The organism is Oceanobacillus sp. Castelsardo, from assembly GCF_001659985.1.
GTDB lineage: Bacteria > Bacillota > Bacilli > Bacillales > Amphibacillaceae > Oceanobacillus.
Map to the genome: position 1 here is coordinate 16,082 of NZ_LYCS01000013.1, position 15,245 is coordinate 31,326.

Annotated in this window: 14 protein-coding genes; 4 read left to right on the forward strand and 10 right to left on the reverse strand. The window is 35.1% G+C overall.

Translation table 11 applies throughout. The features are described 5' to 3' along the window. Nucleotides 1-26: 26 nt before the first annotated feature. The 7 genes from A9178_RS16515 to A9178_RS16545 form a co-directional block, all read right to left on the reverse strand. Nucleotides 27-1,226: an iron-containing alcohol dehydrogenase gene (locus A9178_RS16515; protein WP_068677253.1), complete on the reverse strand. Its 1,200-nt coding sequence runs from the start codon at nucleotides 1,224-1,226 to the stop codon at nucleotides 27-29. 151 nt (nucleotides 1,227-1,377) lie between these two features. Further along, entirely contained in the window at nucleotides 1,378-3,171 is a 1,794-nt protein-coding gene (locus tag A9178_RS16520; protein ID WP_156520796.1) for a sigma-54-dependent Fis family transcriptional regulator, read from the reverse strand. 197 nt (nucleotides 3,172-3,368) lie between these two features. Then, nucleotides 3,369-4,859, reverse strand: a complete 1,491-nt coding sequence (locus A9178_RS16525; RefSeq protein ID WP_068677255.1) for an MDR family MFS transporter — start codon at nucleotides 4,857-4,859, stop codon at nucleotides 3,369-3,371. Between the two features lie 312 nt (nucleotides 4,860-5,171). Beyond that, complete coding sequence (locus A9178_RS16530; RefSeq protein WP_068677257.1) at nucleotides 5,172-7,121, reverse strand: ABC transporter permease; 1,950 nt, start codon at nucleotides 7,119-7,121, stop codon at nucleotides 5,172-5,174. Further along, nucleotides 7,111-7,872: an ABC transporter ATP-binding protein gene (locus tag A9178_RS16535; protein WP_068677258.1), complete on the reverse strand. Its 762-nt coding sequence runs from the start codon at nucleotides 7,870-7,872 to the stop codon at nucleotides 7,111-7,113. Before A9178_RS16535 ends, A9178_RS16530 begins: the two co-directional genes overlap by 11 nt. A gap of 217 nt (nucleotides 7,873-8,089) precedes the next feature. Beyond that, nucleotides 8,090-9,124, reverse strand: a complete 1,035-nt coding sequence (locus A9178_RS16540) for a sensor histidine kinase (RefSeq protein ID WP_068677260.1) — start codon at nucleotides 9,122-9,124, stop codon at nucleotides 8,090-8,092. Beyond that, nucleotides 9,117-9,809: a response regulator transcription factor gene (locus tag A9178_RS16545; RefSeq protein ID WP_068677262.1), complete on the reverse strand. Its 693-nt coding sequence runs from the start codon at nucleotides 9,807-9,809 to the stop codon at nucleotides 9,117-9,119. The genes A9178_RS16540 and A9178_RS16545 overlap by 8 nt, the downstream gene beginning before the upstream one ends. 153 nt (nucleotides 9,810-9,962) lie before the next feature. Here A9178_RS16545 and A9178_RS16550 point away from each other — a divergent pair, with 153 nt between their 5' ends. The 4 genes from A9178_RS16550 to A9178_RS16565 all read left to right on the forward strand — a co-directional run bounded on the left by A9178_RS16550 (nucleotide 9,963) and on the right by A9178_RS16565 (nucleotide 12,662). Further along, nucleotides 9,963-10,172 carry a helix-turn-helix transcriptional regulator gene (locus A9178_RS16550; RefSeq protein ID WP_068677264.1) on the forward strand — a complete coding sequence of 70 codons (210 nt, stop codon included), beginning with the start codon at nucleotides 9,963-9,965 and terminating at the stop codon, nucleotides 10,170-10,172. Further along, nucleotides 10,162-10,593 (forward strand): DUF2178 domain-containing protein, encoded by a 432-nt coding sequence (locus tag A9178_RS16555; RefSeq protein ID WP_068677266.1) that lies wholly within the window; start codon nucleotides 10,162-10,164, stop codon nucleotides 10,591-10,593. The genes A9178_RS16550 and A9178_RS16555 overlap by 11 nt, the downstream gene beginning before the upstream one ends. A gap of 174 nt (nucleotides 10,594-10,767) precedes the next feature. Further along, a complete protein-coding gene (locus A9178_RS16560) occupies nucleotides 10,768-12,180 on the forward strand; it encodes an RNA-guided endonuclease InsQ/TnpB family protein (RefSeq protein ID WP_156520793.1) in 1,413 nt (470 codons plus the stop codon). 263 nt (nucleotides 12,181-12,443) lie between these two features. Continuing rightward, a complete protein-coding gene (locus A9178_RS16565; RefSeq protein WP_068677271.1) occupies nucleotides 12,444-12,662 on the forward strand; it encodes a hypothetical protein in 219 nt (72 codons plus the stop codon). Nucleotides 12,663-13,423: 761 nt separating this feature from the next. Here the strand turns inward: A9178_RS16565 and A9178_RS16570 are convergent. The 3 genes from A9178_RS16570 to A9178_RS16580 are packed head-to-tail and all read right to left on the reverse strand — an operon-like array spanning nucleotide 13,424 to nucleotide 15,242. Next, nucleotides 13,424-14,035 (reverse strand): histidine phosphatase family protein, encoded by a 612-nt coding sequence (locus A9178_RS16570; protein WP_068677273.1) that lies wholly within the window; start codon nucleotides 14,033-14,035, stop codon nucleotides 13,424-13,426. Nucleotides 14,036-14,037: 2 nt separating this feature from the next. After that, complete coding sequence (locus A9178_RS16575) at nucleotides 14,038-14,751, reverse strand: hypothetical protein (RefSeq protein ID WP_068677275.1); 714 nt, start codon at nucleotides 14,749-14,751, stop codon at nucleotides 14,038-14,040. Further along, complete coding sequence (locus tag A9178_RS16580; RefSeq protein WP_231889875.1) at nucleotides 14,748-15,242, reverse strand: ECF transporter S component; 495 nt, start codon at nucleotides 15,240-15,242, stop codon at nucleotides 14,748-14,750. The genes A9178_RS16575 and A9178_RS16580 overlap by 4 nt, the downstream gene beginning before the upstream one ends. Between the last annotated feature and the right edge of the window lie 3 nt (nucleotides 15,243-15,245).

Genomic DNA, 15,245 nt, shown 5'->3' on the forward strand with positions numbered 1-15,245 from the left:
CACTAACCAGACTTTTTGAACGTTCTTTATGATTTAATCGATTTTTCTAAAGTATAGTCATAGTTATAGCAAACTCGATATAAGTCTTCTATCTCTTTTTTTGAAGGAACCTTGGGATTGTTTTGTGGACTTCCACTTCCTAAAGCATCCTCAGCCATTTTGCTAATTGCCTGTTCGAATTTTTCCTCGTCAATTCCAAACCCTTTTAAGTTGGGGATATTTAACTCAAGACAAAGCTTTTTCACCGATGTTACAGCGATTTCAGCTGCTTCTTCATCTGTTAGATTGTTGGCGTCCTCGTTAAATAATCTCCCAAGGTCTGCTAATCTCTCAACACATGCCCCTTTGCTAAATTCAAGGACGGCAGGTAGTAACATAGCATTGGAGAATCCATGGGGAACATGGAATAATGCACCGATTGGTCTAGACATTCCATGCACTAAGCAGACAGAAGCATTGGTAAATGCCATTCCCGCTTGCAGAGCTCCTACTGCCATTTCTTCTCTTGCATCGATATCACTTCCATCCTTGTATGCCTGTTTTAAATTTCCAACAATTTTCTCCATCGCTGAAAGGGCCAGCATATCTGTCATCGGTTGAGCTTGTCTTGAAATATAGGCTTCTATTGCATGACTCAGTGCATCCACACCCGTAGCAGCTGTCACTGATTTCGGCGAAGAAACCGTCAATAACGGATCAACAATGGCAACCTCAGGCATAAATGCAGGTTGTTTTATCATCATTTTGACATCATTACTTGTATTATTAATAACGGTAGCATCTGTAGCCTCAGAACCTGTACCTGCCGTAGTTGGGATTGCTATATGAGGAACTGGACTATTCTGTGCTAGTTTTTTAGCTCCCATATAGTCCCCAATATAACCACCATTTGTTGCAACAACAACGATTGCTTTGGCCGTATCTATACAACTTCCTCCACCAAGGGAAATAACAACATCACATTGTTCTTTTCGATAAATCTCTAGCGCCTCATCTACATATTGATCTGTAGGTTCAGATTTAACCCCTAAATAGATAGCGCTTTCAATATCTTCCTGTTTTAATAAATCACGGCATTCACTTACGTAACCGAGATCATACATGATTTGGTCGCTAACGATAAGTGCTTTATTTCCTCGTTTAGCCGTTTCCTTTCCTACTTTTCCAAATGCCCCTCTACCATAATTAATGGTTTGTGGGGTACTAAATACAGCATAATTTTCCATCTCTTTCTACCCCTTCCTAATTATTCACTATTCTACATGCAAAAATCATGCCAACTTTTAAATGTACACGATGTAAGCATTTTATATTTATAGATGTATATATAACGCTACATAGGTGTAGGGATAGTGTAGTGTTGTATATACACTATCCCTACAACCTGTATTTCTTTAACTTTTGATAAAGAGTCGTCCGATGGATTCCCAATTTCTCGGCTGCTTTTGTTTTATTTCCTCCTGTTTCCTGCAACATACGTAAGATTAACTCTTTTTCTTTTAAATTTTCTTCTTGTTTTACTTTATGTAAAGGTGGAAAATTCATATTTTGATTATGGATCTCCCTGTTTTTTATATAATTTGGTAGATGAAAAGTATCAATGGTCTGTTCTTCAGTAAGGATTAGTAATTTTTCAATCGTATTTACTAATTCCCGTATATTCCCATACCACTCATATTTCATCAGAATCCCCATTGCTTCACCCGTAATCTCTTTTTTAGGGATATTATATTTTTTACATAAAGATGTTAAATAATGAGAAATTAGTAAGGCAATATCCGTTTCTCTTTTTCTCAAAGGAGGGATAATAAGCTCAATCACATTAATACGGTAATATAAATCTTCTCGAAATCCCCCGTCGTTAACCATTTTTCTTAAATCTTTATTTGTGGCAGCAACAATTCGCGCTTTAAGTGTTTTCTTATAAACTGATCCAATTCTTTCAAACTCTTTCTCTTGCAATACTCGTAATAGTTTGGTTTGCATCGTTTGCGGCATTTCCCCTATTTCATCTAAAAATATAGTGCCACCTTCAGCAAGCTCAAATTTTCCTGGTTTTCCATTTTTCTTTGCTCCCGTAAACGCCCCCTCTTCATAGCCAAACAATTCTGATTCAAATAATTGCTCCGGTATAGCCCCACAGTTCACACTGATAAAAGGGCCTTTGCCATAATTGCTTAAATCGTGAATGCTTCTGGCAAACATTTCCTTCCCTGTACCACTTTCACCCGTAATTAAAATGGATACATCCGTTTTCGCAACTTTTCTAGTCGTTCGTTTTAAATTCGCAATGACATCACTTTGCCCGATAATTCGTTCGATTGCTGTAGTTTTCATTACATGGTTTTCCACTGGCTCTGTTTTCGTCTCTGCAGGAATCTTATGTTGTGAATTCTTTCTAAAACGATCATAAATTTGATATAATTCGCTTACCCCTTCAAAAATTAACATCCCAATAGCTCCAACTGGCTCCCCATCTCTCCAAATTGGAATACGGTGAACGACCATAGGCTGCCCTTGAATATATTGAATTTCTCCACGTTCCGGCAAACCCGTACGTACCGTATGATGAAGATTGGTATTATCAATGACATCTTGTACTGGACGTCCAATTACATCTTTTTGATTAACTCCTATAAAACGACTATATGCTTCGTTAAATTCTACAATAGTTGCATTTTTATCTACGACTACGATTCCTTCATAGGCACTTTCAAGAATAACTTTAGCAATCTCAGCATAATCATATGCCCGATTTAATCCTTCAAACTGAATTGAAATCCCTTTCAAAATTTCGTTAGGAGTTAATAACCCTACTAATGAATGATTCTCATTAACTACTAGAAAATAAGAAAAAGGTAAAGGAAATATATCTAATATAGAGTCATCTGTTCTGACAATGTAAAACATATCTTTGGCCATATAATGAATAATTAATTCTTCGTGGTCTTCATTTACTAAAGCTTCCAATATTAATTTTGGAGTAATGATTCCAACCGGATTCCCCTTTTCTCCAACAACAGGAATGTGTTCTTCTCCCATTTGATTCATAATAAGAGCAGCCTCTTTGACAGTATGGTTCAACGAAATAGATAATGGATTGGGAATCATCCAATTTTCTAAGGATAAATCTTTTATTCTATTTTTCATTACTAAATCATTATACTGCATCACAACCCCACCTCCTAACACAAATTATACACGAAAATGGTTCCTACCATCGCAATATAATCACACCCATGCATATGTAAAACGTAATTAAAAAGTAATCACCCTTTAATCTATCGGTGATTACTTTTTTAATTAGTGCTTACTATTTAATCAGCATAACATGGGCACCTATTAATCCAGTATTCAGTCGTGAAACCTTAAACCTCCGCAACCTTTTTTCCAACATCATCATCTATACCTTTTTCAGACGTCGCTCGTTTCATAAAAAATGCTAGCATCATAGCGACAAGTGCAACCCATCCTGAAATTAAGAAAGCAAAGTTAATTCCGGCTTGCATCGCTTCTAGGCTAATTTGTTGCTGTAAAGCTGCAGTCGGTTCCCCAACCACTTGTGATAGTAATTCAGTTGCAAAACTTGTTTCGCGCATAGCCATAATAGTAACAATAAGCGCCGTACCAATTGCACCCGATACTTGCATAATCGTGTTATTCATTGCAACTCCATGCGGATAGTACTTGGAAGGTAATTGATTTAATCCATTTGTTTGTACTGGCATCATTACCATGGACATTCCAATCATTCTTAGAGCATGGATACCCATTATATAGTAGTAACTCGTTTCAAAAGTTAAATGACTTAACGAGAAACTTGCTGCGGCGGTAATTCCTAATCCAATAATCCCTAAATATTTACCACCATATTTATCGAATAATCGTCCAGTTACTGGAGACATAACAGCATTCACGATAGCACCTGGCAATAGCATTAGTCCTGTTTCTAATGCACTAATGCCTAATACGGTTTGAACATAGATAGGCAAAAGAAGAAAACCTGAGAACATTGCCATTGTATTAATAGTCATTATAATGGAACTAAGCGAGAACATCGGATACTGAAATACTCTAAAATTCAGCATCGGAACTTCAAGCTTAAACTGACGTAAAATGAACCATACTAACGAACCTATCCCTATAGTAATCGTTATGTAAATAGTGGGATTGTTCCACCCATCAGAGCCAGCTGATCCAAAACCATATAATATTCCACCGAAGCCAACACTAGACAATACAAAAGAGAATAGATCTAATTTTATATTTGTTTTCTCTTTTTGATCTTTTAACCTGAGGAAAACTGTAAGCCAAACGATTACAGCTATCGGCCATATGATATGAAACAGCATACGCCAATGAAAATGTTCTAATATCCAGCCAGATAACGTAGGGCCAATTGCAGGAGCAAACATAAATATTAATCCAAATACCCCCATCGCTGTTCCTCTTTTTTCAACTGGAAAACTTGTTAGCATGACATTCATAATCAATGGCATCATAATTGCTGATCCACTAGCTTGAATCATTCGAGATAATAATAATATCGGAAAAATAGGAGAAAATCCGGCTACTATTGTCCCAACGGTAAACAATCCTAACGCAACTAAAAATAGCCTTCTTGCTGAATATTTTTGAATCAAAAATGCGGATGCAGGTATTAGTAACCCATTCACTAACATAAATCCTGTTGTAAGCCATTGTACCGTAGAAGTATCAACCTTTAGATCAATCATGATAGATGGTAGTGCTACGTTTAGTAACGTATTATTCAAAAATCCTATAAAACCTCCAATCATTAAGATCGCAAGTATTCCATATTGCGGCCGATCATTAATAACAGATTGATTGCTCTCCATACATTACCTCCTCCACGAAAACAAATCCCTAATGATTAAATCCTATATACTTAAAACTATTTTTAACATTTCTATTAGACTAACAGTATATTATCTGGATATTTTCAATTATTTATATATATAGAATATAAACTAAATACTTCCATATTGCAATGTAACTCCCATTATTGATTGGAAGATAAAAATGAACCAACAGTTTAATCATGATACACATCCATCTTATCATCGTGTATGAACGTATCTTTTTTGCTTCAAGAAATGACAGATAACGCAAAAGCTCCGGTACGTATAGTTAACCGGAGCTTCCTTTAATTATAATGCATCTTTAATTACCTTCTTGTAATACAATACCGATAAAAGTCCAAATATAGAATAAAGCACTGTATACAGTACCATTACGATAATCATCGGTGTCCAAAGTTCTGTTCCAAAGAAAAACCAGCCAGACTTCACTGCAAAATAACTGTGACATAAACCTACAACTAATGGAATCCCAAAGTTAAATAGTTGTTTTACTTTTATACCATTTAATAAATCCTTATTAGTAAAGCCTAATTTTCGTAAAATCGTATAATTTTCTTTTTCTTCTTCACTTTCATCCATTTGTTTGAAATAGAGAATGCATCCGGATGTGATTAAAAAGGTAAGGCCAAAAAATCCAACTAGGAACATGATTAGTCCCATTGCGATTTTACTAGTAGAACTTACAAAAATCCGTGAACTGTATCCGAAGTTCTCTTGAAAACCTAATTCTTGAAAAATTTCATCCGCTTTCTCTATATCACTCCTATCACGTATATCTATTCCAATATAAATGGAAAGTTCCTCTTGAATTGATTCATCCATATCTTCCTTTAGTTGTTGATAGACATCCTCGTCAACAACGGCAACCGGAAACCCACCTAACGTCAGAAGCGACGGTAAAATATTCTTATCCTCAATTCCTTTAAAATCAAAATTAAACGTTTGCTCTTTTCCTGTTAATGAAATCGGACCTACATTTTTTAAAGACATAAACTGCCCCAACATGTCTGAAAAATTCACAAAAACACTTTCATTACGGGGCACATCAATCTCTTCCACTGCTTCATCACTAATCACAACCATGGATGTATCTTCAGGTTCAAAATTCATATTTTCTTCATCATACGTCTTCATGATTCCTGATAAATCTGCATGTACCTGATGAAAGTCTACCTCTTTCTTCATATATTCGATTTGCGCTGCTTCCAATTCATCCATGAAACGAGTTGCATCTTCTTCATCTGGAACCGAGAAATGGTTTGGAATGGATTGTTCAGCTGATTTTTCCGCTGAATAATATGAAATATAAGTTAAAGACAACAAGCCAATTGCTAATGCAGATACGGTCGTAATAATCGTTAACAATAAGGAATTTGACTTCATTCGGAACATAATCGATGAAAGTGAAAGCACTTTATTTATAGAAAGGTAGCCATTATCCTTTTTACGAATAAGATTAAAAATAAAACTAACAGACCCTTTATAAAACAAATATGTTCCTATAATAACAGAGCCTAGAATAGTAATCATTGCAATGTATAATTCAACCATACCTGTAAAATCCCCGCTGAACAGTCTAGTTGATAAATAATACCCAAAAGCAATAGATCCTATCCCCAAGACTCCTATTAACATTCCAATAATAGAAACCCGATTTACTTTACCTTCTGTTTTAGATGTTGCCTGAAACAAATGAAGAATTCTTTGCCTCTTAATAAACAAGGCATTCATTGCCATGATCACCACATAGATACATACAAATACAATGATGGTTTGTAATAATGCTTCAATAGAAAAACGTAATGTTGCTACCTCATTAATTCCCATAATTTTGATTAAGGTCATCATAAGTAATTTAGACACGGAAAACCCAACCAAAACCCCAACTAACATCGAACCAAAATATAACATCATATTTTCTACACTAAGAATTTGAAAGATTTTTCCCTTGGTTAAACCAACTAATTGAAGTAACCCAATTTCTTTACTTCTACGTTTGATAAATAAATTATTCGCATAAATCAAAAACACTGTAATAATGGCGATTAACATAATGGACCCTACACGTAATGCTGCAGCACCCTTTATGGAACCTTCTATCTCATCCATGGAAGGATCATATTGTAGAGTGACAAATGCAAAATATAAAGCAACACTAAAGACTAATGCAAAAACATAAAGATAATAATTTGACAGATTCTTTTTCAAATTACGAATAATGAGTTGACTAAAGCTCATGTTGCACCCCACCTAGTACACCTTGCGTTTTAATAATGTCATTAAAAAATGATTGTCTATTCTCGTCACCTTTATTTAACTGAGTAAAAATTTGACCATCTTTTATAAAGATAACCCTACTACAATAACTTGCCGCTAATGGATCGTGCGTTACCATTACAATCGTTGCTTCTCGTTTATCGTTTAGATCCCCTAGTTTATTTAATAAATCAGAAGCAGACTTAGAATCCAATGCTCCTGTAGGTTCGTCTGCAAAAATAATACTTGGTTCATGAATGAATGCGCGGGCTGCGGATGTTCGTTGCTTCTGTCCCCCAGATATTTCACTTGGGTATTTATCTTTCACTTCAAAGATACCCAATTCCCTTGCAACTGTGGCAAATTTACCTTGTGCCGCTTTTTTGGATTCTTTCTTTATGGTTAATGGCAGTAATATATTTTCCTTAACAGTCAATGTATCCAATAAGTTATACTCCTGAAAAATAAAACCTAAATGATTTTTTCGAAACTCAGCTAGCTGTTTCTCCTTCATCTTGGTAAATTCTTGATCTTCAATTTTGATGGATCCATTCGTTACTTTATCAATAGATGATAATACATTTAATAAAGTGGTTTTTCCAGATCCAGAAGGGCCCATGATACCAACAAATTCACCTTTATCTACTTTAATATCTATTCCTTTTAATACTTCTTGTTTATTCCACTTGTTGCCATAGCTTTTATGAATTTTTTGTGCTTCTAAAATATTCATATATGTTCACCCTTTTTCTTCTTAATGATCTTACCAAAGCTCTATTCTAAGTATAGAAAATACAGTTTACTTTTTCCCTCGAATTACCGAACAAAATCAAGAAGCATGTGACAATCTTGTCACATGCCTCTCACTTTTAGAAAACTTGGCGGTCGTTAAAGGTTTTGCTTTCTTAGAAACCTTTATACTGTTGAGTGCAATCTTTTGGGGGAATGCCTTAATTGCACTTATGCAGGAGGAGAAAGTTTATACTTTCTTCTATGCCTAGAAAAGTATTCTTTTTAGCAAATGTTAATGTAAAGACCGTACCCTTGCCAACCTTTGACTGTACATCCATTTTAATTTTTAACGTATCCGCTGCTTTCTTTGTTAAATAAAGTCCCATCCCTGTCGCTTTATAGTCTTCGTGATTCTTCGTTGATGTAAAACCTTTATCAAAAATACGAGGTAAATCTTTTTTAGGTATTCCTCTACCAGCATCCTGTATGATCAATTGGATCTCACCATCATTATCAACACTACTTATGACTATATCTGAGTTTTCACTATACTTTACCGCGTTTGTTAGCAGCTGGCGGATGATAAAGCTAAACCATTTTACATCGGTTAAAACATCTGTTATTTCTAAATTTACATCAAATCCGATTCCCTTTTGCATACACCATGTTCGCAAATCCTTGATTTCCCTATAGACGAGAGGCTTAATAGCTACTCTTTCAATATAAAGATCATTTTCCATAGATGGCATACGCCTCTGATGTAATTGTTGGTCAAGAAGTAAATGGATTCTCAACCATTCGTACTGAAGTTGAGATTTTAGCTGATCATTTTCAAGCCGCTCAATCATTAATTGCATAGCAGTAAGTGGCGTTTTTACTTCATGAATCCATGAAAGTAAGTCATCTTTTTCCTGTTCCACCTGTCTTATGTTATCGTTTAATTCCTTTTTATAATACTCTGCTTGGCCTCTGATTGTCCTCTCAGAAATCTTTTCAAACGGTTTGTCAGCTTCTTTTAGGTAACCAAGATCATCGCTCGGATACCAGCTCTTTAATGTTCTATAGTATGCCGACTCCTTTTGATATCGAATAATCATAAAAAGAGTAAAAATAATTACAGATAGAAAAACAACATATAAAATAGATTGAAAGTTAATGGAAGCATCAAGATATGCAACAAATAATAATAAAGCTTGTAAAATGAAGAATAAATAGATCCAACTTTGCCTCTCACGTATGTATTCCCTAATCATGAATTTCTTCCTTCGCCACATAACCTTGTCCAACTTTTGTTTCAATCCACTTTCCTAAATCCAGCTTTACAAGACTTTTTCTTAACCGATTAACATTAACTGTTAACGTATTATCACTTACAAAACGTTCATCGTCCCAGAGGCTTCTCATCATTTCCTCACGGCTAACAATTTGATTTTTACTTTCAACTAAAATCTTTAATATAAACATTTCATTTTTCGTCAGTTCCACTTCACCTGTCTTATTGCTAACGGTGTTTTTTAAAAAGTCGATTGTCGCACTATTCCACACTAGAATATTTGTTTGTTGTTCCGTGCTATAATCATATACCCGTCTTAATATCGCATGAATTTTCGCTATTAGCACCTCAAAGTGAAATGGCTTTTGAATAAAATCATCAGCTCCTAGCTGCATAGACATAACCATATCCATTGGGTGATCACGAGAGGACAGAAAAACAATCGGTACATTGGAATGTGAACGGATCAATCGGCACCAATGGAACCCATCGAACTTCGGCAGTTGAATATCAATCACAACTAAGTCTGGCATAATTTCTGTAAATTCTTCCATCACTTTTTTGAAATCACGAATTCCATATACATCATAAGACCACTGCGATAGTCGATCCTTTATCTCATTGAATAATGTTTTGTCATCCTCAATTAACATTATTTTGAACATCAATCCCACCTCTTTTGTGGTTCTTCTTAAATAAAGTATATCACTACCTTTCCTTTTTACATATTCATTTAAAAAGGAAAGTAAACTTTACATTAAAGGATGCATATTATATAATATATGTTAAGTTCACTTTCCATAAAGGAGAAACATTTAATGAAAAACAAATTAGAAGAGATACGAAAAAAACACGGTATTAATCAAGAAGAATTAGCCAATGCGTTAGAGGTAACAAGGCAAACCATTGGGTCGCTTGAAAACGGAAGATATAACCCATCTATCATTTTGGCATTTAAGATTGCAAGATACTTTGATATGCGTATTGAAGATATTTTCATTTATGAGGAGGAGAATAGTGAGAGTTAAAATAAGATTACTACGATCTTTAGAAGTGGTTGGAGTCCTACTTCTACTATTAGGTGTAGCCCTCGGCTTCATTGGAATGGAATTTCTCAAAGTAGCATTTATTAGAATGGATTTAGTTCCCATTGCAGTTGGATTTCTTGGAGTTCTAATATTTCTTGTGGCCAGTTCTGCAATCGGGTATGAAAAAAACAAGTCAAGAGAACAACAAATTGAGGAAAAAGATGAACGTATCATCCAAATACATGAAAACTCAAAATCCAAGGCATTTGATCTTATGGCTACCATCTTTCCATTAGTTCTACTAGCATTAGTCATGTTTGGTTATATGAATACAGTATCCTTTTTCTTTCTTGCAGGGCTATATCTTATTTGTATTTGTTACTACAATTATCATCTTTTGTTAAATAAAAAGAAAATGTAAGGGGGTTATATAACAATTTGATTAAGATTACTTAAATCTACTCAAATCACTCCATTTGAGTAGATTTATTTTTTAAAATATAGAAAGATTTCAGTTGAATACACGAACATTTGTTTGGTATAATTTAAGCGAGGAGGTGAAAATGTGAGTCTAATATATAACAAGAAATTAAAAGTGGATTTTACAAAAAAGGAAGAAATTATTTTAGATGGACAAAGTAAAATTTGTAATTGGCTTTATAATCAACTTTTAGATGCTTGCCGAAAAGATTATTTAGAAAACAATAATACTCTAGAGTTATTAAAAGGGCGGAATCTTAGAAACTATGGAGTTTCTTTGAAAAAGGAATATCCATTTTTAAATTCTGTATTTTCTTCTGTTTTGAAAGAACCCTCTGCACGGTTAAAAAGAGCTTATGAAGGTTTTTTCAAAAGTGGACGCGGTTATCCAAAATTCCGTAGTTGGAAGAAGAAATGGTTCAGCCTTGTATTTGATGAGCCAAATAAAGGGTGGGGACTTCAAAATGACGGAAATAGTCTTCTAATTTCTTTAGGAAATATCCCTGATATGCCTGTTAAGAAAGGTAGAAGGAATCCTGCTGTAATTGGAAAGTTAAAAGAACCTCTTCAATTAATAGAAGGGGAACTTTTGAAAACACTCACTATTTGTAAACAACAAGGAGTGTTCTACGCTGTTTTTTCTATTGAAAAATGTTCTGTAGAAGAGTTAGAGCATAAACAAAAAATGAGTGATTACCGAAAAATATGTAATAAAATAAAAAAAGAAAACAAGACCTTAGACGAAAATATGCAGATTCCTCTTCCTACAAAGCCAGTATTAAAAGAGAAAAAAGTAGAGATCCCCGAAGAAGTGAAATGGATTTCACTAGACCCGAATCACAAAAACTTCTTTGTTGGTGTAGACGATATAGGTGATTCTATTGAATTTGATAAACTTCAAGAAATCAAATACTGGGACAAGAAGATTGATAAATTAAAATCCTTTCGAGATAGGTGTCAAAAGAAATATCGGAAACGTGAAACCAAGCATGGAAATAAGTATGTGGTTCACAGTCCGCGTTGGAACAGGTTTAATCGTGCGCTTGATAAGGCGTATCATTGCCGTCGAGAACAAATAAAGACAGCACTATTTACCATCGCTCATGAACTGTACCGACATTACGACCTTGTTATTATTGGGGATTACACGCCAACTAATGGAACGGCTAGGTTTAAGAATACAAAACGTAGCATGTTGAATCAAGAAAAAATTGGTGAGTTTAGATTAGTTCTCAAATGGGTTGCTTCAAAACTAAGAAAATATTACATCAAAGCAAATGAACATCATACAACAAAGGAATGTTGTGTTTGTGGACATTTAAAGAAAAAGGAACCTAATATTCGAATATTTAAATGTGTTTCTTGCGGTACTAGGTTGATGCGTGATAACAATTCTTCGGTAAACATAGCAAAGAAAGTTAACTTTTTGTTAGATATTCAAAAATACAAGGACAAACTAATAACCTTCACCTTCAAAGGTGAATACAGATATGGACAAAAAGTATCTATTATTAAAAACAAATTATAATTGCCAAGCTCAGGCTAGATAGGAGTATATCAAATACGTTTGTACTATCTATACTTTGGATAATTGTACTTCTCATTTGAAGGTATGAAGTGCTCATTTGCACGGAAAAAGCATTTATCACTGCCGACAAGGTTTACACTGAAATATGACCTTGACTCGGGGAAAAACATTTCCTCAGGTGTACAATTTATCTAGATTTGTATAGTGAGTAGATTTATATAAATTTAGTTAGATTTGAGTAGGAAAATTTGAGCGGTGGATCCATGATCAATAGAGTGCTTACTACTTTAAGCATAGCATTGTATGCATTTGTCGTAAGTTATCTAGTGGCATCTGTTTTCGATAGAAATGGAATAGAAACCAATGCCATGTTAAATTCAGTATTCATTTTACTAACCACTATGATTATTGTTATAGTAACTGTTATATTAATTGCAGCAATTAATCGATTTCTTGTTTCGAGGCAAAGAACAGATAATTAAAGAAGAAACAGCCATGTCAAAATTATACTAGTTCTATTAAGATGAAAAACATACAAAATAACATATCAATCGGAAGACCGAATCGTGTCATGATTTGGTCTTCAGTTATTCCCCATCCCCATCCATTATTTGAATTCGCATCGCAAATCGGACTATCAAATTATTAGCGTGCTTCTGTATTCCATGTTAAAACGTTTTATTACATACATAATTGTGCTATAATAAGAGTAGAATAAAAAGACGATGTGCTGGATACACATCGCCTGCCTTACGGTAACTTCATCGCTCGAAGCGAGAGTTGCTCTTATCGTTTAGTGTTTATGAGAAGAACCACCCTTGCTTTTGGTCGAGCATTTTCGGGTGGTCTTCTTTTTGGACTTTTTACCACGTTTCTTTGAAAATAACAAAGCGATACTTTGATTTAACACCGCTTTTATCAAAGTTAGTAGTAGTTCCATTAGAATATCCATTGCGATCACCTCCTTTCTCCTCCAAAAAAGAGAAAAAAGGACAGCAATCTCCCACTCCGAAAACAATTTTGTTACCAATATTCCTATGTAAAACAAAAGATAGATTTATATAATTATAAAGTAAAACTCAATCAGTGGGGGTTTTCTTGCATCCCCCACTAATTGTTAGTTGAACTTATCAGGGCGCTACTGGCTGTTGTCCCCCACTTAGATTTCTTGGTTAGCCCGAACTCTTGAAGTGGGGGTCTTACAGCCAGTTAAGACGTGATAAAAACGGCCTATTTATTTCCGTTATTCCTTATGCGAAATATCCCCCTCTACCAACATCTTCCTTTTTCCATCTATAATTTCAACAATGGTCAGACTTGTCCCATCAATATCAGGTGGTTCCCAAATTTGTTCGATGGAATTGTTTTTACAAATGAGCTGTAGTGCTTTTACTACAACGCCATGCGTAACAATAAGATGATTTCCCAAATGGTACGTACTTTCCACATCTCTCAAAAACGCATGCAATCTATTAATTACATCCGATAGAGTTTCCGCTCCCTCTTCCTCTCTTTTATATAAATGGGGCTGTTTTACATAATTCTCATATGTAAAAGGGTCCATTGCCTTAATCTCTTCAAATGTTTTCCCTTGCCAACTTCCTAGATTTATTTCTTTTAGCCGCTTATCCGTTTCAATCGCTATCGTCCGATTTCCACTTACTATTCTAGCGGTATGCATAGCCCTTTCACTTGGACTAGAAATAATGGAATCTAAACTAATAGATTCTAGTTTCTTAGCCAATAGTTTTGCATGATGGATTCCATTGGCTGTTAATGGAGAATCTAGATGTCCTTGCAATCTTTTTTGTACATTCCATTCTGTTTCACCATGTCTTACAACAAATAACTTCAAGCTTACCCCTCCCAAAGACGTTGTAATTTCTTACCTGTTAGTTGTAGTAACTCGGATTCTTTCTCCAGAGGATATTTCACTAGAATAGATGTGGATGGTCCTCCTGATTTCTCTAAATCTAGCTTTATGTTATCTTTCATCTTACCACCATCAAAGGAAGGCACCATTCTTTTCAATTCATGCAATATTCCTTTTGAACCAACGGGCCAAACTTGAACATCTCTCATCTTGCAAATATCCCTTACTACAGAAAGAGGGACAACATCATCTTCTTGCGCTATAACTTTTTCACCAACTAATGGTAAACCAATTAAAGCTACACGATAGGAATCAGAGGTCTTTATTTTCACTTGATTCAAGGCAGGCCTCTTACCAATAATGGTAACTCCAATTGCAGATTGACTTAAAGAAAAGTTACTCTCCGTACTTCCCGTTATTGCAACATTTCCCATTCCAAGTTCAGCTAATCCTCTCCGAATTCCTGTGATTAAATTCTCCCATGCCCCATTCCCACAAAAGTTTTGCAGGACGACAGAGACCGGCATTGCACCTGAGGCTAAGGTTTCAACTACAGCAACTCGAAAAGAATAATAGCTTACGATTTCGTATGGAACTTGAACAGCATCCTCTTCTTTTAATCCAATTGCACCACTATTATCAGTCGTAATGACTAATTCTTCTTGTTCATTAAACGGTATAAGTAGCGCATCCCTCATCCCTTCGCTTCCCCTTTTTGGTAAGCTCCTTGAAAGACAGCTACTAAACGCGGAATCATCAACCAAGCGATAATGACATTAAATAAGGATCCGACAAATAAAGAAGGGACTAATGCAATGTAGAATGCTACATCAAGAATAAACATAAAAGGTAAGGGTGCAATCAATGTATTACCAATAACGAATACGATAAATGCCAACGCCCTTTTCCCATGTCGAAACAATATAGCGAATATATAAACAAGCAAGGCCATACTAATTGCCACGATAAAGTGAAGTGGCCCCAAGGGCATTCCACCAATAAGTGCGGATACCATATGACCAAATCCACCGACTATTGCGCCTGGTACCGCGCCAAAAAACGCTCCGGCAAGTAAGGCGGGAAAAACATCTAAAGCAACACTTCCAATTATAGCGGGGATTTTAATAGCCGCTCCGATGACCGATAAAGCAATAAATAAAGCAATGAAACTCATTTTTCTTATATTCACTTT